Origin of the sequence: Bradyrhizobium iriomotense (genome assembly GCF_018130765.1) — a bacterium.
GTDB lineage: Bacteria > Pseudomonadota > Alphaproteobacteria > Rhizobiales > Xanthobacteraceae > Bradyrhizobium > Bradyrhizobium iriomotense_A.
Genome location: NZ_JAFCJZ010000003.1, coordinates 19,175 through 35,001 on the forward strand (window position 1 = coordinate 19,175; position 15,827 = coordinate 35,001).

The 15,827-nt window shown below is 63.9% G+C and carries 29 protein-coding genes; 22 read left to right on the forward strand and 7 right to left on the reverse strand.

Annotated elements, in window-relative coordinates:
* Window positions 1–89 precede the first annotated feature (89 nt).
* Genes nifB through JQ635_RS06255 form a run of 15 tightly spaced genes read left to right on the forward strand, consistent with a single transcriptional unit; the run spans window position 90 to window position 7,607 of the window.
* A complete protein-coding gene (gene nifB, locus JQ635_RS06185; RefSeq protein ID WP_211408990.1) occupies window positions 90–1,646 on the forward strand; it encodes a nitrogenase cofactor biosynthesis protein NifB in 1,557 nt (518 codons plus the stop codon).
* A 10-nt stretch (window positions 1,647–1,656) separates the two neighbouring features.
* Window positions 1,657–1,881 carry a 4Fe-4S binding protein gene (locus tag JQ635_RS06190; RefSeq protein ID WP_211408991.1) on the forward strand — a complete coding sequence of 75 codons (225 nt, stop codon included), beginning with the start codon at window positions 1,657–1,659 and terminating at the stop codon, window positions 1,879–1,881.
* 10 nt (window positions 1,882–1,891) lie between these two features.
* Entirely contained in the window at window positions 1,892–2,200 is a 309-nt protein-coding gene (locus tag JQ635_RS06195; RefSeq protein WP_211408992.1) for a HesB/IscA family protein, read from the forward strand.
* A 13-nt stretch (window positions 2,201–2,213) separates the two neighbouring features.
* Window positions 2,214–2,744 (forward strand): hypothetical protein, encoded by a 531-nt coding sequence (locus JQ635_RS06200; RefSeq protein ID WP_211408993.1) that lies wholly within the window; start codon window positions 2,214–2,216, stop codon window positions 2,742–2,744.
* Window positions 2,737–3,510 carry a 4Fe4S-binding leucine-rich repeat protein gene (locus tag JQ635_RS06205; protein WP_211408994.1) on the forward strand — a complete coding sequence of 258 codons (774 nt, stop codon included), beginning with the start codon at window positions 2,737–2,739 and terminating at the stop codon, window positions 3,508–3,510. Before JQ635_RS06200 ends, JQ635_RS06205 begins: the two co-directional genes overlap by 8 nt.
* A complete protein-coding gene (locus JQ635_RS06210) occupies window positions 3,507–3,824 on the forward strand; it encodes a nitrogen fixation protein NifZ (protein ID WP_211408995.1) in 318 nt (105 codons plus the stop codon). Before JQ635_RS06205 ends, JQ635_RS06210 begins: the two co-directional genes overlap by 4 nt.
* Window positions 3,824–4,063, forward strand: a complete 240-nt coding sequence (locus JQ635_RS06215; RefSeq protein ID WP_100181328.1) for a nitrogen fixation protein NifZ — start codon at window positions 3,824–3,826, stop codon at window positions 4,061–4,063. Before JQ635_RS06210 ends, JQ635_RS06215 begins: the two co-directional genes overlap by 1 nt.
* A 10-nt stretch (window positions 4,064–4,073) precedes the next feature.
* A complete protein-coding gene (locus tag JQ635_RS06220) occupies window positions 4,074–4,433 on the forward strand; it encodes a hypothetical protein (RefSeq protein ID WP_211408996.1) in 360 nt (119 codons plus the stop codon).
* Between the two features lie 14 nt (window positions 4,434–4,447).
* Window positions 4,448–4,717: a hypothetical protein gene (locus JQ635_RS06225; RefSeq protein ID WP_211408997.1), complete on the forward strand. Its 270-nt coding sequence runs from the start codon at window positions 4,448–4,450 to the stop codon at window positions 4,715–4,717.
* Window positions 4,714–5,922, forward strand: coding sequence for a DegT/DnrJ/EryC1/StrS family aminotransferase (locus tag JQ635_RS06230; protein WP_211408998.1), 1,209 nt, complete (start codon window positions 4,714–4,716; stop codon window positions 5,920–5,922). Before JQ635_RS06225 ends, JQ635_RS06230 begins: the two co-directional genes overlap by 4 nt.
* 34 nt (window positions 5,923–5,956) lie before the next feature.
* Window positions 5,957–6,265, forward strand: a complete 309-nt coding sequence (locus JQ635_RS06235; RefSeq protein ID WP_211408999.1) for a 2Fe-2S iron-sulfur cluster-binding protein — start codon at window positions 5,957–5,959, stop codon at window positions 6,263–6,265.
* A 16-nt stretch (window positions 6,266–6,281) separates the two neighbouring features.
* Window positions 6,282–6,506: a hypothetical protein gene (locus tag JQ635_RS06240; RefSeq protein WP_211409000.1), complete on the forward strand. Its 225-nt coding sequence runs from the start codon at window positions 6,282–6,284 to the stop codon at window positions 6,504–6,506.
* 17 nt (window positions 6,507–6,523) lie between these two features.
* Window positions 6,524–6,973: a Rieske (2Fe-2S) protein gene (locus JQ635_RS06245; protein WP_211409001.1), complete on the forward strand. Its 450-nt coding sequence runs from the start codon at window positions 6,524–6,526 to the stop codon at window positions 6,971–6,973.
* A 13-nt stretch (window positions 6,974–6,986) separates the two neighbouring features.
* A complete protein-coding gene (locus tag JQ635_RS06250) occupies window positions 6,987–7,154 on the forward strand; it encodes a hypothetical protein (RefSeq protein ID WP_167523652.1) in 168 nt (55 codons plus the stop codon).
* Between the two features lie 24 nt (window positions 7,155–7,178).
* A complete protein-coding gene (locus JQ635_RS06255; protein WP_211409002.1) occupies window positions 7,179–7,607 on the forward strand; it encodes a group II truncated hemoglobin in 429 nt (142 codons plus the stop codon).
* Between the two features lie 37 nt (window positions 7,608–7,644).
* On the opposite strand, the gene JQ635_RS06260 is transcribed toward JQ635_RS06255, so the two are convergent.
* Genes JQ635_RS06260 through JQ635_RS06280 form a run of 5 tightly spaced genes read right to left on the reverse strand, consistent with a single transcriptional unit; the run spans window position 7,645 to window position 9,787 of the window.
* Window positions 7,645–7,890, reverse strand: coding sequence for a hypothetical protein (locus JQ635_RS06260; RefSeq protein ID WP_211409003.1), 246 nt, complete (start codon window positions 7,888–7,890; stop codon window positions 7,645–7,647).
* A 23-nt stretch (window positions 7,891–7,913) separates the two neighbouring features.
* The gene (locus tag JQ635_RS06265) at window positions 7,914–8,159 is read right to left on the reverse strand and encodes a hypothetical protein (RefSeq protein ID WP_211409004.1); all 246 of its coding nucleotides are present in this window, start codon (window positions 8,157–8,159) and stop codon (window positions 7,914–7,916) included.
* 11 nt (window positions 8,160–8,170) lie between these two features.
* The gene (locus JQ635_RS06270; RefSeq protein WP_211409005.1) at window positions 8,171–8,938 is read right to left on the reverse strand and encodes a dienelactone hydrolase family protein; all 768 of its coding nucleotides are present in this window, start codon (window positions 8,936–8,938) and stop codon (window positions 8,171–8,173) included.
* Between the two features lie 35 nt (window positions 8,939–8,973).
* A complete protein-coding gene (locus JQ635_RS06275; protein ID WP_433996551.1) occupies window positions 8,974–9,321 on the reverse strand; it encodes an iron-sulfur cluster assembly protein in 348 nt (115 codons plus the stop codon).
* A complete protein-coding gene (locus JQ635_RS06280; protein ID WP_211409007.1) occupies window positions 9,308–9,787 on the reverse strand; it encodes a tetratricopeptide repeat protein in 480 nt (159 codons plus the stop codon). Before JQ635_RS06280 ends, JQ635_RS06275 begins: the two co-directional genes overlap by 14 nt.
* A 356-nt stretch (window positions 9,788–10,143) precedes the next feature.
* Here JQ635_RS06280 and JQ635_RS06285 point away from each other — a divergent pair, with 356 nt between their 5' ends.
* The 3 genes from JQ635_RS06285 to JQ635_RS06295 are packed head-to-tail and all read left to right on the forward strand — an operon-like array spanning window position 10,144 to window position 11,081.
* The gene (locus tag JQ635_RS06285) at window positions 10,144–10,377 is read left to right on the forward strand and encodes a BolA family protein (protein WP_211409008.1); all 234 of its coding nucleotides are present in this window, start codon (window positions 10,144–10,146) and stop codon (window positions 10,375–10,377) included.
* A gap of 18 nt (window positions 10,378–10,395) precedes the next feature.
* Complete coding sequence (gene grxD, locus JQ635_RS06290; RefSeq protein ID WP_211409009.1) at window positions 10,396–10,731, forward strand: Grx4 family monothiol glutaredoxin; 336 nt, start codon at window positions 10,396–10,398, stop codon at window positions 10,729–10,731.
* Window positions 10,728–11,081: a (2Fe-2S) ferredoxin domain-containing protein gene (locus JQ635_RS06295; RefSeq protein WP_211409010.1), complete on the forward strand. Its 354-nt coding sequence runs from the start codon at window positions 10,728–10,730 to the stop codon at window positions 11,079–11,081. The genes grxD and JQ635_RS06295 overlap by 4 nt, the downstream gene beginning before the upstream one ends.
* A gap of 3 nt (window positions 11,082–11,084) precedes the next feature.
* Here the strand turns inward: JQ635_RS06295 and JQ635_RS06300 are convergent, their stop codons facing one another.
* Together JQ635_RS06300 and JQ635_RS06305 are read right to left on the reverse strand one after the other, a co-directional pair.
* Window positions 11,085–11,495, reverse strand: coding sequence for an ArsC/Spx/MgsR family protein (locus tag JQ635_RS06300; RefSeq protein WP_211409011.1), 411 nt, complete (start codon window positions 11,493–11,495; stop codon window positions 11,085–11,087).
* A gap of 10 nt (window positions 11,496–11,505) precedes the next feature.
* The gene (locus tag JQ635_RS06305; protein ID WP_211409012.1) at window positions 11,506–11,940 is read right to left on the reverse strand and encodes a response regulator; all 435 of its coding nucleotides are present in this window, start codon (window positions 11,938–11,940) and stop codon (window positions 11,506–11,508) included.
* 392 nt (window positions 11,941–12,332) lie between these two features.
* Between JQ635_RS06305 and nifH the strand changes: the two genes are divergently transcribed.
* The 4 genes from nifH to nifV all read left to right on the forward strand — a co-directional run bounded on the left by nifH (window position 12,333) and on the right by nifV (window position 15,827).
* Window positions 12,333–13,217, forward strand: coding sequence for a nitrogenase iron protein (nifH, locus tag JQ635_RS06310; RefSeq protein WP_211409013.1), 885 nt, complete (start codon window positions 12,333–12,335; stop codon window positions 13,215–13,217).
* Between the two features lie 76 nt (window positions 13,218–13,293).
* Entirely contained in the window at window positions 13,294–14,010 is a 717-nt protein-coding gene (locus tag JQ635_RS06315; RefSeq protein WP_211409014.1) for a nitrogen fixation protein NifQ, read from the forward strand.
* Window positions 14,011–14,012: 2 nt separating this feature from the next.
* Window positions 14,013–14,504, forward strand: coding sequence for a Fur family transcriptional regulator Irr (gene irr, locus JQ635_RS06320; RefSeq protein ID WP_246583342.1), 492 nt, complete (start codon window positions 14,013–14,015; stop codon window positions 14,502–14,504).
* A 141-nt stretch (window positions 14,505–14,645) separates the two neighbouring features.
* On the forward strand, window positions 14,646–15,827 hold the full coding sequence (gene nifV, locus JQ635_RS06325; protein WP_246583343.1) for a homocitrate synthase: 1,182 nt from the start codon (window positions 14,646–14,648) through the stop codon (window positions 15,825–15,827).

Consider the following 15,827-nt stretch of genomic DNA (forward strand, 5'->3'; position numbering starts at 1 on the left):
TGCTAATACCTTTCTAGAATGAATCTTAGGACGCTTCTCGAAATCAGAGCCCCGCAAAATCTGTTCGGCCTGCAAGGAGAACTGAGTAAATGGACATTTCAGCGCAACACGACGCGAGCAGCAACGTCGCCGATGTCGGCGAGATCATGCAGGCCATCGCCGAGCACAAGGGGTGCGGCACCACCGGTGGCAGCGGCAAGGCGAGCTGCGGATCGGGAGCCGGGCAGGGCGATCTGCCGACCGAGATCTGGGAGAAGGTGAAGAACCATCCGTGTTACAGCGAAGAGGCGCATCATCACTACGCGCGCATGCATGTCGCGGTCGCGCCAGCCTGCAACATCCAGTGCAACTACTGCAATCGCAAATACGACTGCGCCAACGAATCGCGCCCGGGCGTGGTCAGCGAGAAGTTGACGCCCGAGCAGGCCGCCAAGAAGGTTTTGGCTGTGGCCTCCACCATCCCCCAGATGACCGTGCTCGGCATTGCCGGCCCCGGCGATCCCCTGGCCAATCCGGAAAAGACCTTCAAGACCTTCGAGCTGATCTACAATACGGCGCCCGACATCAAGCTCTGCCTGTCGACCAACGGCCTTATGCTGCCCGACCACGTCGACACCATCGCGAAGTACAACGTCGACCACGTCACCATCACCATCAACATGGTGGATCCCGAGATCGGCGCGCAGATCTATCCGTGGATCTTCTACAAGCACAAGCGCTACACCGGCTACGAGGCCGCCAAGATCCTGACGGATCGCCAGCTCCAGGGCCTGGAGATGCTCACCGAGCGCGGCATCCTCTGCAAGATCAACTCTGTGATGATCCCCGGCATCAACGACAAGCACCTGGTTGAGGTCAACAAGGCCGTGAAATCGCGCGGCGCCTTCCTGCACAACATCATGCCGCTGATCTCCGCGCCCGAGCACGGCACCGTGTTCGGCCTGAACGGCCAGCGCGGTCCGAGCGCGCAGGAGCTGAAAGCGCTCCAGGATTCCTGCGAAGGCGAGATGAACATGATGCGGCATTGCCGCCAGTGCCGCGCCGACGCCGTCGGCTTGCTCGGCGAAGACCGCAGCGCCGAGTTCACCACCGACAAGATCATGGCGATGGAGGTCAAGTACGACGCCGACACCCGCAAGGCCTATCAGGCCAAGGTCGAGGAGGAGCGCATTGCCAAGGTCGCGGCCAAGAAGGAGGAGCTGGCCGAACTCGCCGGCGCGTCCAGCGACATCAAGGTGCTGGCTGCGGTCGCGACCAAGGGCTCCGGCCTGATCAACGAGCATTTTGGTCACGCCAAGGAGTTCCAGGTCTACGAGCTCTCGACGGCAGGTGCGAAATTCGTCGGCCACCGGCGCGTCGATCTCTACTGCCAGGGCGGCTACGGCGAGGAGGATAGCCTCGAGACCATCATCCGCGCCATCAACGACTGCCATGCGGTGTTCGTGGCCAAGATCGGCGGCTGCCCGAAGGGCGATTTGATCAAGGCCGGCATCGAGCCTGTCGATCAATACGCCCACGAGTTCATCGAGAAATCGGCGATCGCCTGGTTCAAGGCCTATCTCGACAAAGTCAACAGCGGCGAGATCACCCACGTGGAGCGCGGCGATGCCGCCATCCGCCAGGGCGCGCTGATTTCGGCGGCTTGAGGAGAGATCGATGCCGTTCAAGATCATTTCCTCGCAATGCACGAGCTGCTCGGCCTGCGAGCCGGAATGCCCGAACGTCGCCATCCGCGAGAAGGGCGGGACGTTCGTGATCGATCCCAAGAAATGCACCGAATGCATCGGCCATTTCGACGAGCCGCAATGCGTGGCGGTGTGTCCGGTCGACAATACCTGCGTCATCGACACGTCGCTGCCGCGCTATCAGGCGCCCGCCTAGGAGGACAGACATGAACTTCACGATCACGCCTGCGGCACAGAAATTCATGCGCATGATGCTCCGTGTGGACGGTGCTGCGGGGAGCGGCTTCCGCCTCGCAGTCAGCCCCGGTGGTTGCTCGGGCCTTGCCGCCGACATCCACGTGCTCGCCGAGCCCAGGGCCGGCGATGCCGTGGTCGAGCGTGACGGCGTCAAGTTGTTCCTGCCGGCCGAAAGCCGGCTGCTGCTCGACGGCGTCACCATCGATTTCGCGGATACGGCGACCCAGACTGGGCTCGTGTTCCACGATCCGAAGCAGGTCTCCTACGGACATCATTGAACAGGCGAAAATGATGCCCGACACGTTTGTCAGCCCGCAGGTCGAGATCAACGAGGCGCTGGTCACCAGCGCCTTGCTCGGGCGCGGGCTGCCGAGCGAGGCGGAGCATCATTTGTGGGAGGCGGGCCTCTCCTATCACCTGGACGACATCGCGGAACATCATTTGCGTGAAGCCGAGGCGCTGGCCCCCGGGCACGCCGCGGTGCTGATCGGCCTCTATCGCTTCTACTTCTACAAGGGCCGTCTTGCCGAAGCGCTCGACGTCGCCAGACGCTGTCTCGTCAAGGCGGCGGAGGAGAACAATCTCCCTGCCGACTGGCGCTGCGTGCGTACGAGCGACGCCGAGTTCGGCCGATACGAAAACATCCTGCCGCGCTTCTTCCTGTTCTCGCTGAAGGGCTACGCCTATTTGCAGATGCGCCTCGGCGAGACCGATGAGGGGCGGCTCGCGGTGCAGAAGCTGCTGGAGCTCGATCCCACCGACAAGATCGGCGCCAGTGTGCTTCTGGGCGTGCTCGACCGAATGGGGCAGGACGATGATTGATGACATCGATGAGGCCCTTGACTGGCAGGGTCATCAGGTCGAGTGCACGGGTTGCACCCATCTGGCGCTCAACGCCGCCGGCGGCTGCCGGATCAGGCACGCCTGCGTCAACGATCGCTATGCTCGCCGGATCGACCGCTTCTTCAACTGGAATCCCGGTCTCGCCGACGGCTACCTCGGCCATCCGCATTTCGAGGTACGCGCGATCGCCGCGAAATTCGCCAATCTGTTCTTGCTCCCGCCGCTGCTCAGCGATGCCGACGAGACCGTGCGCTGGAACGCCGTTCGCCGCCTGCCCAGGCGCTATGCGCTGCAATTGCGCGGAGATCCGCATCGCGAGGTCAGGATGCGGGTTGCCACACTGATCGAGGGCGACGAGTTACTGCCGATGGCGTCGGACGAGGACTACTATGTCCGCCTCGTCGTCGCGCGCAGGCTGGCGTCGTTGTTGCTCGGCCGGATGATCAATGACGAGGAGGCGGAAGTGCGCCGCGTCGTGGCCCGACGCATCCCGGACGAATGGCTGCTCGGCATGATCAACGACGGCGACGCCGCCGTGCGGCTCGAGGTCGCGCAGCGCTTGTCGCCGGATCGTCTTGCGCTGATGCGCTGCGATCCGGACTGGCGCATCCGATACGAGGTCGCAAGCCGCGCGGCGACCGGCGAGTTGATGGGGCTCGTCGAAGATCAGGATGGCTTGGTGCGCGAGGTCGCACGGTCGCGGGTCGCCGTTCGGCTGGAACGAGAAACCGGAGCCTCCCTATGAGCAACATCGTCCGCGACAGCGATGTCGTCGAGCTGACGGCTGCACCGTTCTTCACCTTCGGCGAGAAGGTCCGGGCCAAGCGCACCATCCGCAACGATGGCACTTATGCCGGCAAGGAGATCGGCGACATCCTCGCCAAGAAAGGCGAGATCGGCTACGTGGTCTCGATCGGCACCTTCCTCCAGCAATTCTACATCTATGGCGTCGAATTCCTCGATAGCGGCAACCGCGTCGGGATGAAGCGCAAGGAGCTCGACCCCGTTACCCCGCGCGATGCGGTCGAGGACATTCCGCTGCCGGAGGCCGCATCATGATGATCGAACCAAAACTGCCGAAATATCAATGGGGCCAGCGCGTGAAGGCGGCGGTGGACCTGCACAATGACGGCTCGTTTCCGGACGCGCCGGCCGAGGGCCTCCTGGTCGGAGTCGGCCACACCGGCGAGATCGTCCAGGTCGGCCGGCATACTGATGCCAATCTGCCGATCTACCTCGTCGAGTTTGGCGAGCGGCTGGTGGTCGGTTGCCTCGAAGAAGAAATCAGTCCGCTGTAGGGATGCCACGATGAATGCCGCGGTCCTCAGACAGCCAGACGTGCACTTGCCCGCGCATCCCAACGAGCTCGACCGCAGGCGGATCGAGCGCGCACTCGGATCGCGCAAGCGCTATCGCTACGTCTCGCCAGTCGTCAAGGGCGTGACCGGCGGCTACGTCATCGAGAGCCCCTGCTGTTCGCGAAACATCGACGCCGAGGGCGGCATCATCGATGTCGCGCTGCTGCATCACGATGCGGCAAGCGCAAGCTGGAAGCTGTTTCGCAAGGATCACGCGACCGGCGCCTGGGAGCTGCACGGCGTGCATCAGCGGTTGGCGTCGGTGACAGAGGTCCTGAACGCCGACCCCGAGCGCGTGTTCTGGCAATAGCGGGGGGAGGGGAGATGGCATTGGCGGCAATCGAACTCGCTGAAATCGAGCAGGTGCTGGCGTCGTACGGCGCCGCGCCGCAGGCCTATCTCGAGCTGCGGCAGAAATTCCCGCACCTTGCCTGGATCCGCTGCGATGCCTCCGACGTGACGGAGACGCCGTACCGCAGCTTTGGGGCGTTCGACCTGCACCTGCTCGACAGCGCCGATCATTGCGCTGCGATCACCGATGATCCGGCGCGCGCGACCGGTATTGTGCTGGCAAAGCGGGCGACGGGATCATGACGGAACCTGCTCTCGCCTATGATGACGTTGCGGAAACCGGCGAGGCGCCGGCCGAGACGGGCCATGATTTCATTCCGCTGTCGGACCCCGACATCACGCTGGCCGAGATCGGGGCGGTGGATGCCGTCCTGCGTTCACCGCGAATCTCCAACGGTACGCTCGCAGAGGAATTCGAGGCGGCGTTTGCCGCCTATGTCGGCCGGGCCTATGCGATCGCGGTGCCGAGCGGGACCATCGGCCTCGTCCTCGCGCTGAAGGCCTACGGCATCGGCGCCGGCGACGAGGTCATTGCCTCGTCCTATTCGTTCCGGGAAACGGCGCATGCGATCAGTCTCGCCGGCGCGCGGCCCGTATTCGCCGACATTGACTACTGGTCCGGCACGCTGGCGCCGCAGAAGGTGGAAGAGCGCATTACGCCGAAAACGCGAGCCGTTCTCGCGGCGAACACCAATGGCCATCCGGCGCCCTGGTCGGAACTGCGCGACATCGCGGTTCGGCACGGTCTCCTCCTGCTGGAGGATTCCACCGAGGCGATCGGCTCGCGCTACAAGGACAGGCTGGTCGGCAGTTTCGGCGACGCCGCCGTGTTCGATTTCGCGCAGCCCTCGCTCCTGACTTGCGGCGAGGGCGGCATGGTCGTGACCGACGACATCGATCTGGCCGTGACGCTGCGGCGTCACCGCTCGCACCGGCTGAATGAGCGCGCCTCGGTCGTGGTCAGCTCAGCGGCGTCCTATCAGGCCGGGATCAGCGATCTCGCGGCCGCGCTCGGGCTGGCGCAGCTGAGGCGCATCGACGAGATCGTCGAACGCCGCCGGCTCATCGAGCAACTCTACGCGACGCATGTGCAGTCCTTCGAGGGCATCAAGCCGCCCTATATCGCACCCGATGTGACCGAGGTGAACTGGTTCCTCTATCTCGTGCATTTGGGCACGCGTTTCACCCGCTCGAGCCGGGATGCCATCGCCGAGGACCTCCGGGTCGAGCAGGTCGAGGCCGCCGCTTACAGCCATCCGTTGCATTTGCAGCGGCACTATTTCGACCTCGGTTATCGCCGCGGCGATCTGCTGGTGACCGAGAAGATTGCGGATCGTGCCGTCGCGCTCCCGTTCCACACCCATCTGACGGACAGCCAGATCGAATTCATCGTCGAGACCATGAAGGACGCCTCGATCAATGTGGGGGCAGGCGCGGCGATCTATTGAACCAAAGACACGCACAACAGAGAGGATGAAGATCATGACCACACTGACCATCATGCCTGAAGGCAAGACCATCGAGGTTTCCGAAGGAACGACGCTTCTGGCCGCGCTGCTTGGGGCCGAGATCGCGATCCCGCACAAATGTGAGGGCCAAGCCAAATGCGGCTCCTGCCACATCTTCGTGCAGGAGGGCCGCAAGGGCCTGTCGAAGATTGCGCGGCTCGAGAACGAGAAGCTCGATTCGATCGTCGGCGTCGGCTCGAAGTCACGGCTCGCCTGCCAGGCCACCGTGCTCGGCACCGAAGACGTGAAGATCGAACTGCTCGGCTTCTCGTCCGGTCTTTGAGCGCGGGAGCGGAACGATGGATACGCAGAACGTCATTCTTCACGTGCGCTTTGCGCCGAACGGCACCGTGGTCGAAATCAGCGAACGGCCCCAGAGCCTCGTGCCGCAGGCCTGGTTCGACTTCCTCAGTGACAAGGCGGGTGATGTCTATCAGGCATTCGCCGGCGGCAGGGGCGTGTTCCGCCTGACGCGGACCGAGCTCGACGCGCTCAAGCAGGCCGCCGTGCCGGCTGTGGCCTAGCCTCGGAGGTAGCAGACATGGACGCGGAGGGGATCGAGGTCTTCGTCATCTGCGCCAGCGATGCGATCGAGCGTGGCGGCGCCAAGGCGTTCAGCCTGTCCCGCATCGACACGTCCGGTGAGAGCCGCCCGTTCCCGATTGTCGTGATCCGAACCCACGGCAACGACTATATCGGTTACGTCAACTCCTGCCCGCATGACGGGGTCTGGCTCAATATCGGCAGCGGCGACTTCTTCACGCAGGATCGCGCGTTCCTGAAATGCGGCCGTCACGGCGCAACGTTCGAGATCGACACCGGGCTCTGCATCGACGGTCCCTGCAGCGGCAAGAGCCTCCAGCCGATCGCACTCGCGGTGGTCGACGGTGAGGTCTGCCTGTGCGGCGAGCGGCTGGTCGAGGACGACCGCCCGTTCGGCGCCTTCGACGACACTGATGAGACCATGGAAATCATGATCCATCCGGACTAGCGGAGGACCGGTCGTGACCGTTGCTCAACTGCTCGATCGACTGAAGGGGTTGCCGGAGGACGCCGTGGTGCTGATGGACAGCGGTGACGGACTTTCGCGCGTGTCCACGCTGGAATTTGTCGCCGATCAAGGCCCAGGCGCGCCGGCGGAGGTTATCCTGTCACCCAGCATGGACGAGTAGGCGCCTGTAGCGGAAGGCATCGGCATGAGCGATACGGTGGTCACGGTTTCAATGTTCGAGCGGATCGGCGGCCCTGTCGTCATCGACCGCCTGGTGGAAAGCTTCTATCGCCGGATGGATGCGCTGCCCGAAGCCGCCGGCATTCGCGCCATGCATGCGGACGACCTCACATCGACCAAGCAGGTGCTGAAGCGCTACCTCACCGAATGGACTGGCGGTCCAAAGCTCTATTCGCCGGAGAAGGGGCACCCGCGGCTGCGGCAGCGTCACATGGGCTTTCCGATCGGCAGCGCCGAGCGCGACGCGTGGCTGTTGTGCATGCGCGGCGCGCTGGCGGAGACGGTTGCCGACGAGGCGGCGCGGGGAGAGGTCGATGCTGCGCTCACCAAGCTAGCCGACTGGATGCGCAACCAGGCCGGCAACCCGCACGACGCACGCGGTGGTCACGGGTAGGTTCCCTTGTCCCACAAGGGAGAAGGGAAGAGCGTGTTCAATCCGACAGCGGGATGCCGAAAAACTCTTCCTCCGCTCCGCCCCAGGCCTTGTGCAGGGCAAGGCCGCTCTGCCACCGTCCCAATTCCAATTCATTCGCCAGCCGATGGGTGACCTTGCCCTCCGGCTTTTCGGCCAGCAAAAATTCCTTGCCGTTGCGGATGAAGCGGTTGAGGTCCTTGGTGTCGGTCGGCCGCACGACGCAGCGTGGCGAATCGTCGATCAGAATGGTCGTCGGAAGCATCCTGGCAAGACTCCTGCGATCGGCTAGAACCCGTCTTCCTTGCGGCCCCAGGGGTGGGATCCCGGGACCAGAGCAGCCTTGATCCCCGCCTTGGTAATGTCGGCCATGCTGGCGTAGAGCGTGCCTTCGTGCACGAGGGCGCCACTCTTGGTCGTGATAGCGACATAGCGCGAAGCCGGATCGGTTTCGCAGAGATAGCCGCCGCCGGGGTCGAGCGTGTTGCGTGCGTTGCCGTCCCAGTCGATGAAGAATCCGTCCGTCGTGGACATCGGTCGCTCCCTCAATCCATCGGCGGTCCGAGGTCGTCGTCTGCCTTCTTCTTTTTCTTCTTCTCGGTCTTCGCCTGTGCATAGGCTCCCGCATTCTTCAACAGGATCGGCTGCTGTCCTTCGACATATTGTGAGATCCAGAACAGGGTCCGTTCCAGCGCCTTCGCGGCCGCGTCCTCGCGATAGTTGCCGCGCTCGTTGCAGCCAAAGCCCTGGGCGGCTTCGGGATAGGTGAAGGCGCTGACGTCGGGACGCCAGGCGCGGAACTGCGTGATTGTCTCGAGCGGAAGCTCCGGATCGCACTCACCGAAATGCAGGAGCGTCGGGACCTTGCGCTTCTCGCGATAGTCGGCGACGGTTTTGCTGCCGTCATAGCCGATCACGCAGGCGATGCCGTTGACCCTGTTGGCTGCGGTGTAGGCGAGGTCGCCGCCCCAGCAATAGCCGACGACCGCGACCTTGCCGGCGTCCTTTACCGCGTCGACAGTCGCCTGGATGTCCGAGATCGCCTGCTCGTTGCCGATCTGCGCGCTGATCGCCGCACCCTCGGCCTTGCCGCCGTCGTCGTGGCCGAGGCTGACGCCGGGCTTCACCCGGTCGAACAAGGATGGCGCGATCGCGACATAGCCCTGGGCCGCGAAGGCGTCGGCGACCTTGCAAATCTCGGGTGTGACGCCAAAAACGTCTTGAAGAACGACCACGGCACCCTTGGGGGCGTCCGCAGGCTCGGCACGATAGGCGGAGAAACTTGCTCCGTCGCTGGCGGTCAGTTCGATCATTGCATCCTCTCCTCTCCGATGGTCTTTGGTTGTTTCTAGAGCAGGCCGAGTTCGAGCTTGACGTCGTCGGTCATCCGCGATGAGTCCCATGGCGGATCGAACACCAGCCGCACCGCGACCTTCTCGACGCCGCTGACCTCGGCCACCGCCTTCTCCACCCAACTCAGCATCTCGCCCGCAACCGGACAGCCCGGCGCGGTCAAGGTCATGTCGATCTCGACAAGGCCGCCGTCCTTCGGCTCGATCCGGTAGATCAGGCCGAGGTCGTAGATGTTCACGGGGATTTCCGGATCGTGGACAGTCCGCAGCGCAGCGATGATGCCGGCGATCAACGTGTCGTCTGCGAGACCTGTCATCGACATCGGAGCCTCACTGAAGTCCATCGGCGAGTGCGGCGACGACCGGCCAGCCGACCGCGCCGGTGGGGTCGAGCCGGCGCAGGGCGGCGAGCAGCTCGAGGGCCTGGGCCTGGTCGTCCTTTCGTAGATGGATGAACGCCAGCGCCTTCAGCGTGTACAGCGCGAAGCGGCCGGCACCGTCAGGCAGTTCGGTCTCCGGCCGCCAGTTGCGCCAGTCGGGATCCCATCCCGCCTGCTGCGCCGCTTCGCGCAGGCCGCGCTCGGCGATGCTTTGTGCCTCGTCGAGGCGGCCGCGATAGGTGTGGGTCTTGTAGAGGCAGAAATAGACCGCAAGCTCGCTCGGCGCCGCGTCGAGCGCCTTGCGAAAGATACGGTCGGCCTCGAGCGGATCGCGCCGGTAGCTGACCACGCCCTGCTGAAGCAGCGAATCGATCTCGGGCGGAAGCTCGCCGAAGTTGATGGAGTCGGAATCGACGAGCACGGGCGTCATGAAGCGCTCGCAATCGTCGGGATCAGGCACGGAGCGCCCAATCTGCTGAAGTCCGGGTCAGGCAATGTCGAGTCCTCTTCTTGCGTCTCGGAATACCGATGTTGCCGCTTGCAAAGCAAAAGCCGGGCCGCGCGGGAAACCGCATGAAAGCGCGTCAATTCGAGACGTCAGAAACGATCGTCGCCACATCTGGTGCCGGGCGGGCTCCGTCCGTCATGTCAGCGACACGCGCGTGCACGGCCGTGTCGGAAGTCGGACATGACGACGGCGCGAACGCCGCAAGTCCCTCTGAAAGCACGGCTTCCGGAACTGGTTTGGCGCTTGCATGAGAGGGGTGCAGAGCAGGAGTGTGCGACATGGCGATGGCGGGACCGGATATCGAGCAATTGATCAAAGAGGCATTTCCGGATGCCCATGTGATCGTGACCGATCTTGCCGGCGATGGCGATCACTATGGCGCGCGCGTCGTCTCGCAGGCCTTTGCCGGCAAGAGCCGGATTCAGCAGCACCAGATGGTCTACGCCGCCCTGAAGGGGCACATGGGCGAGGCGCTGCATGCGCTCGCGCTCGAAACGGCCGTGCCGAAATGAACATGGAAGGACGAAAGTATGAGTGAACCGACCGAGCAACGCATCAAGGACCTTATCGCGGGCAGCGACGTCGTGCTGTTCATGAAAGGTGTTCCGGCCGCGCCGCAATGCGGCTTCTCCGGCGCGGTGGTGCAGATCCTGAACGGCCTTGGCGTGCCCTTCACCGGCATCAACGTGCTTGCCGATCCTGACATCCGCGACGGCATCAAGTCGTTCTCGAACTGGCCGACCATTCCCCAGCTCTACGTCAAGGGCGAGTTCCTCGGCGGCTGCGACATCGTGCGGGAGATGTTCAAGCTGGGTGAGCTGACCGCGGTGCTGAAAGACAAGGGCGTTGCGGTGGCGGCGTCATGAGCGATGGTTTGACCGAGGATTTCGAGCTCCCGCAGCTCTACCGCCACCACGTCTTCGCCTGCCACACCCAGCGACCGCCGGGCCACCCGCGCGGAAGCTGCGGCGCGGCCGGCGGCGGGCCGTTGTGGGAACGGCTCGGCAAGGCGATCGAAGCGAAAGGGCTCACCGACATCGGTTTCACGGCGTCGGGCTGTCTCGGCTTCTGCGGAGCGGGTCCGTTGATGGTCGTCTATCCCGATGGTGTCTGGTATCGGCCGACCACGCCGGAAGACATCGACGAGATCGTCGAGGAGCACCTGAAGCAGGGCCGCCGCGTCGATCGCCTGGTCATGGTGCTCGCGCGGAGCTGAGCTTCACGACTCCGCGCAATGCGGCATCACCTCCGGCCGCGTGCAGCCGTCTAGATCGCTACGCGTGCCGCCGAGCAGCGACAGCACCGGCTCGCGGTCGAACCCGGCGCATCTAGTGCCGTCGGCTTCGATCAGCGGGCGCCGGATCAGCAGGGGATCCTCGAGCATCAGGGCGATCGCGCCCGCTGCACCGATCTCCGCCGGCTTCACCTCGCCGGATTTGATCCGCGGCGCGGCCGGGTTGAACCAGGACATGAAGGGCGTCTCGCCGAAGAAGGCCTGGAGGTCCTTGGCAGTCCACGGCTCTGTCAGCAGGCTCTTCGCGATCACCTGATGACCCGCTGCTTCCAGCGCCCGAATTTGCCGGGCGTTGGTTCCGCAGCCTGGCTTTTGGTAGAACAGGACTGTCGCCACGTCCGGGTTCCTATTTCATCATGCTGAGCTGAACCAGTGGCGCGGCGCCGCCGCGGCCGAGGATCGTGTCGACCTTCTTGCGCACGCCTTCCAGCGTCAGCGGCTTCACCACCGCGCCGTGGGCACCCGCCTTCATCGCCTCGACCGCGGTGGCCTCGTCGGATTTGTCGGTGACGACGAGAATGCGGACGCCCGGAAACCTGGTGCCGAGATCGCCGATCAGGGCAGGGCCGCGGGCCTTCAGGAACGAGACCCCGAGCAGCACCACGTCGGGCTTCAGCCAGTCCACGCCCTTTGCATAGGCCTCTTCCGGCGTGGCGAGCTCATGAGTTTCGATCTCGTCATGCAGCATGAACTGGAGCGCTGCGCGGGTGATCTCGTCGTCGTCGACCACGAACACGCGCCGCTGGTCGACGGCCTTGGCTGTCTCGACACCGATCTGCATCTGTCGTTCTCCTCAAATCGCTTCTTCTCTTGGGTTAGCAATTTCCGTTCCGCCTGCGCGCCGCGGAAATAGCGGTGCATTTGCACCGCCGTCACTGAGATCCTTGTCCGGTTTCTGACAGAGGCCCTACCTCTGTAGGGTTCGACACAGCTTCTGTCGGCCGCGCGCGTCGAAATATTTCGCGAGTGCGATCAGCGTCTTAGTGCGCGCGCAGCGAATGGCACGCCAGTTGCTATTTGGATGCAGCAACAACGAGTGAGGGCTGAGAACACGCCGACGCTGCTGGCGAGCGATGTTCTCCTTCCCGAACCCCGCGGGCCCACGCTTCTGAGAGAGAAGCAATCTCGCGCGAGAAGCGCGATGTCATTGGCAATCGGTTGATGGAGAGCAACATGTCTTCACTGAGACAAATCGCGTTTTACGGCAAGGGTGGTATCGGCAAATCGACGACGTCGCAGAACACGCTCGCGGCGCTTGCCGAGATGGGTCACAAGATCCTGATCGTCGGCTGCGATCCCAAGGCGGACTCGACCCGCCTGATCCTGCACGCCAAGGCGCAGGATACGATTCTGAGCCTGGCGGCGAATGCAGGCAGCGTCGAGGACCTCGAAATCGAGGACGTCATGAAGGTCGGCTACCAGAATATCCGCTGCGTCGAGTCCGGCGGTCCGGAGCCGGGCGTCGGCTGCGCCGGCCGTGGTGTCATCACCTCGATCAACTTCCTGGAAGAGAACGGCGCCTATGAGGACATCGACTACGTGTCCTACGACGTGCTGGGCGACGTCGTCTGCGGCGGTTTCGCGATGCCGATCCGCGAGAACAAGGCGCAGGAAATCTACATCGTGATGTCCGGCGAGATGATGGCGATGTATGCCGCCAACAACATCTCCAAGGGCATTCTGAAATACGCCAATTCCGGCGGCGTCCGCCTCGGCGGCCTGGTCTGCAATGAGCGGCAGACCGACAAGGAGCTGGAGCTGGCGGAAGCGCTGGCCAAGAAGCTTGGTACCCAGCTCATCTACTTCGTGCCGCGCGACAACATCGTGCAGCACGCGGAGCTGCGCCGCATGACGGTGCTGGAATATGCACCGGAATCCAAGCAGGCGGATCACTATCGCAACCTCGCGAACAAGATCCACAACAACGGCGGCAAGGGCATCATCCCGACCCCGATCAGCATGGACGAGCTCGAGGATATGCTGATGGAGCACGGCATCATGAAGGCGGTCGACGAGAGCCAGATTGGCAAGACCGCGGCCCAGCTCGCGACGGCCTGATGATCCTGCCGGTCTCCCCGGATCGGGGAGGCCGGCACATTTCGACGATCCTGCGGCATAACCGGCGGAGCGTTCCGTGATCGCGGCGCAAGCGAGTACGACCGAAGCGACAGTGCGTCTGCCGGCAGGCTCCGACACCGGCGGGCCGCATGCAGGAATAGAATTCTACCGCCTGCTGACCGGGCGCGATCCGGCAGAAGCCGATATCAGCACCGACGATGATTTCGACCGCCACGTCCTAGCCTCGATCCTGGCCGCGGCCGTGATGGATGGCGGTCCGATCGCAGAGCGCGTCGGTCTTTCGGAGCAGGAATTCAACAATCTGCTGACCGGCCATTTCCCGTCGGCCACGCTCCGCGCCTTCGCGTGGATACCGAAATCGACCTCCGAGATCGATGACGAGACCATCATGGTACGCGACCTCCTGCTCGCTCAGCGCTCGAGCGACGGCGAAGTCGGCCATTGGCTCGCGGCGATGGTGGCACGGCGCGCGATGGAGCCGAACCATCTCTGGGAAGATCTCGGCTTGCGCGAGCGAGCGGAACTATCGCGCCTCCTGACACGTCATTTCGCGCCGCTGGCGACCCGCAACACCAGGAATATGCGCTGGAAGCGCTTCTTTTACCGCATGCTCTGCGAGGACGACGGCTTCGTGATGTGCACGACCCCGGTCTGCACGGAGTGCAACGATTTCGCGCTTTGCTTCGGCGAGGAAAGCGGCGAGAGCCGCATGGCCGAGCGTCGGCGGGAATTTTTGCGCGGCGGCGGCGATCATATCGATGACCCGAGGTGATCATGGACGCGTATCCGGAAATGTTCGTCATCGATACTTTGGATGCGGAACTGTCTGCGCAGAGCGAAATCCGGGACAGCGAATGTTCCGCATTCCGGCGGTTGCGCGACGCCGGCCTGCGACCGACGCGCCAGCGTGTGCTGTTGGCAGATTTGCTATTCGGCCAGGGACAGGGACACCGTCACGTCACCGCCGAGATGCTCTTTGCCGAGTCCGTTGAGGCCAACATTCAGCTTTCCCTGGCAACCGTCTACAACACGCTCAACCAATTCACCCAGGCCGGACTGTTGCGCCGCATTGGCCCGGATGGCTCGCGCTCGTTCTTCGATACCAACACGACGGTCCATCCGCATTTCTACCTTCACGGCGAGGATTGGCTGATCGACGTGCCGGAGACGCTCGTCCTCGAGCAGATGCCCGAACCATTGCCGGGGCATGAGATCTCGCGGCTCGACATCATCATCCATATCCGCCGCAAGTCCGGTGATACCTGACACGCCTGTCTGACGCTGTCGCATTCGCGACAAAGCGGACAGCGTCGATAAATCCATCAATTTCAACTGTTTGGCGGTCGTTCTGGCGATGGCACGAGGGTTGCTGAACTGTTGATCGGAATGAATGATTGGAGGACGCGGATGGCGTTTCCCGACCCAACGACCCGATCGAACGGAGTTCAGCCCCGATCCGTCGTTCTCAACGACACCACCCTGCGCGACGGCGAACAGGCGCCGGGCGTCGCCTTCACCACCGCGGAGAAAGTCTCGATCGCACGTGCGCTGGCTTCCGCTGGCGTCACCGAGATCGAAGCGGGCACGCCCGCCATGGGCCATGACGAGGTGAGCGCGATCCGGGCCATCGTCGAAGCTGACCTTCCAGCAACCGCGATCGGCTGGTGCCGGATGCGGACATCGGACGTCGATGCGGCGATTGAAGCCGGCGTCTCCATGGTGAACGTCTCCATCCCGGCCTCCGACGTGCAGATCGCCGCGAAGCTCGGCGGCAGCCGGTCAGCAGCGCTGGAACAGGTGAGGCGGGTGGTCGGCTATGCCCGCGACAGGGAGCTCGACGTAGCTGTCGGCGGCGAGGATTCGTCCCGTGCCGATGTCGGCTTCCTCGTCGAGCTGATCGCTGCCGCAAAGGCTGCCGGTGCACGGCGCTTCCGTATTGCCGACACGTTGAGCGTGCTCGACCCCGATGCCGCCTTCGCGTTGCTGGCGGCACTTCGCGCCACCACCGACCTCGAGCTCGAATTCCACGGCCACGACGATCTGGGCCTCGCAACCGCCAACACGCTTGCCGCGATCAAGGCCGGTGCGACGCATGCGTCCGTCACCGTGATCGGTCTCGGCGAGCGCGCGGGCAATGCCCCGCTGGAGGAGGTCGCGGTCGCGCTCAAGCAGCTCTATGGCTGCGACACCGGTGTGGTGCTGTCCGAACTGGAGAAGGTGGCGTCCGTGGTTGCCACTGCGGCCGCACGCGCCATTCCCCTCAACAAGGCGATTGTGGGCGAGCACGTCTTCACCCATGAGTCCGGCATTCACGTCGACGGTCTTTTGAAAGATCAGCGCACCTACCAGGCGCTGGATCCGCGCCTGCTCGGCCGCTCCAATCGCATCGTGATCGGCAAGCATTCGGGGCTTGCCGCGATCACCGCGCTGCTCGCCGAGCTCCAGCTGTCCGTCAGTGCGGACGAAGCAAAGTCCGTCCTCGCCCGTGTCCGTCGACATGCCGTCGAGCACAAGGGCGCCGTTGCGCGCGAGACGGTAACGGCGATCTGGCGCGAGGTGCGCGAGCGCTCGCTTCTCAATTGCGCGTGA

Bases quoted from the DNA above. Each gene is read 5' to 3' on its own strand.
- JQ635_RS06195 (WP_211408992.1), top strand. From the start codon at position 1,892: ATGAACTTCACGATCACGCCTGCGGCACAGAAATTCATGCGCATGATG.
- JQ635_RS06205 (WP_211408994.1), top strand. From the start codon at position 2,737: ATGATTGATGACATCGATGAGGCCCTTGACTGGCAGGGTCATCAGGTC.
- JQ635_RS06285 (WP_211409008.1), top strand. From the start codon at position 10,144: ATGGCGATGGCGGGACCGGATATCGAGCAATTGATCAAAGAGGCATTT.
- JQ635_RS06270 (WP_211409005.1), bottom strand. From the start codon at position 8,938: ATGATCGAACTGACCGCCAGCGACGGAGCAAGTTTCTCCGCCTATCGT.
- JQ635_RS06215 (WP_100181328.1), top strand. From the start codon at position 3,824: ATGATCGAACCAAAACTGCCGAAATATCAATGGGGCCAGCGCGTGAAG.
- JQ635_RS06255 (WP_211409002.1), top strand. From the start codon at position 7,179: ATGAGCGATACGGTGGTCACGGTTTCAATGTTCGAGCGGATCGGCGGC.
- nifV (WP_246583343.1), top strand. From the start codon at position 14,646: ATGGCGTTTCCCGACCCAACGACCCGATCGAACGGAGTTCAGCCCCGA.
- JQ635_RS06240 (WP_211409000.1), top strand. From the start codon at position 6,282: ATGGATACGCAGAACGTCATTCTTCACGTGCGCTTTGCGCCGAACGGC.
- JQ635_RS06220 (WP_211408996.1), top strand. From the start codon at position 4,074: ATGAATGCCGCGGTCCTCAGACAGCCAGACGTGCACTTGCCCGCGCAT.
- JQ635_RS06260 (WP_211409003.1), bottom strand. From the start codon at position 7,890: ATGCTTCCGACGACCATTCTGATCGACGATTCGCCACGCTGCGTCGTG.
- irr (WP_246583342.1), top strand. From the start codon at position 14,013: ATGGACGCGTATCCGGAAATGTTCGTCATCGATACTTTGGATGCGGAA.
- grxD (WP_211409009.1), top strand. From the start codon at position 10,396: ATGAGTGAACCGACCGAGCAACGCATCAAGGACCTTATCGCGGGCAGC.
- JQ635_RS06275 (WP_433996551.1), bottom strand. From the start codon at position 9,321: ATGGACTTCAGTGAGGCTCCGATGTCGATGACAGGTCTCGCAGACGAC.
- JQ635_RS06245 (WP_211409001.1), top strand. From the start codon at position 6,524: ATGGACGCGGAGGGGATCGAGGTCTTCGTCATCTGCGCCAGCGATGCG.
- JQ635_RS06235 (WP_211408999.1), top strand. From the start codon at position 5,957: ATGACCACACTGACCATCATGCCTGAAGGCAAGACCATCGAGGTTTCC.
- JQ635_RS06190 (WP_211408991.1), top strand. From the start codon at position 1,657: ATGCCGTTCAAGATCATTTCCTCGCAATGCACGAGCTGCTCGGCCTGC.
- nifH (WP_211409013.1), top strand. From the start codon at position 12,333: ATGTCTTCACTGAGACAAATCGCGTTTTACGGCAAGGGTGGTATCGGC.
- JQ635_RS06295 (WP_211409010.1), top strand. From the start codon at position 10,728: ATGAGCGATGGTTTGACCGAGGATTTCGAGCTCCCGCAGCTCTACCGC.
- nifB (WP_211408990.1), top strand. From the start codon at position 90: ATGGACATTTCAGCGCAACACGACGCGAGCAGCAACGTCGCCGATGTC.
- JQ635_RS06280 (WP_211409007.1), bottom strand. From the start codon at position 9,787: ATGACGCCCGTGCTCGTCGATTCCGACTCCATCAACTTCGGCGAGCTT.
- JQ635_RS06225 (WP_211408997.1), top strand. From the start codon at position 4,448: ATGGCATTGGCGGCAATCGAACTCGCTGAAATCGAGCAGGTGCTGGCG.
- JQ635_RS06265 (WP_211409004.1), bottom strand. From the start codon at position 8,159: ATGTCCACGACGGACGGATTCTTCATCGACTGGGACGGCAACGCACGC.
- JQ635_RS06200 (WP_211408993.1), top strand. From the start codon at position 2,214: ATGCCCGACACGTTTGTCAGCCCGCAGGTCGAGATCAACGAGGCGCTG.
- JQ635_RS06230 (WP_211408998.1), top strand. From the start codon at position 4,714: ATGACGGAACCTGCTCTCGCCTATGATGACGTTGCGGAAACCGGCGAG.
- JQ635_RS06210 (WP_211408995.1), top strand. From the start codon at position 3,507: ATGAGCAACATCGTCCGCGACAGCGATGTCGTCGAGCTGACGGCTGCA.
- JQ635_RS06305 (WP_211409012.1), bottom strand. From the start codon at position 11,940: ATGCAGATCGGTGTCGAGACAGCCAAGGCCGTCGACCAGCGGCGCGTG.